Annotated in this window: 1 protein-coding gene; it reads left to right on the top strand. The window is 46.6% G+C overall.

Translation table 11 applies throughout. The features are described from left to right. Positions 1–521: AarF/UbiB family protein (locus tag A3735_RS06470; RefSeq protein ID WP_369820510.1), on the top strand; the 521-nt coding region annotated here is incomplete at both ends.

Below are 521 nucleotides of genomic sequence, written 5' to 3'. Positions count from 1 at the left end.
CTTTTTTCCAAAACCGAAGATGTCTCGCGGTGAGCGAATCCGCTTAGCTTTGGAAACTCTGGGCCCTATCTTCATTAAGTTTGGACAGATACTCTCTACCCGACGCGACTTGCTACCTGATGATATTGCGGATCACCTCAAAAACCTACAGGATCAGGTCACGCCGTTTTCAGGAGCTATATCCAAGGCTTTAATTGAAAAAGGCTTGGGGAAGAAGGTTGGAGAAGTATTCCAAGAGTTTGACGATGAACCACTAGCTACCGCTTCCATTGCACAAGTACATAGCGCCACGCTACATTCAGGTAAAGAGGTAGTCGTCAAAGTCATTCGTCCTGGCATTGAGCGAACCATCGACCAAGATATTGCCGTCATGCTGTTCTTTGCTCTGGTTCTGGAAAACTATTGGGTGGATGGTAAGCGACTTCACCCGGTACAGGTCGTAAGAGATTATGAAAAAACAATTTACGATGAGCTCGACCTGCAAAGGGAAGCAGCAAATGCCTCCCAGATCCGTAGAAACT

The sequence above is a fragment of the Oleiphilus sp. HI0061 genome (assembly GCF_001635675.1).
This window is presented reverse-complemented; position numbering and strand designations above follow the sequence as displayed.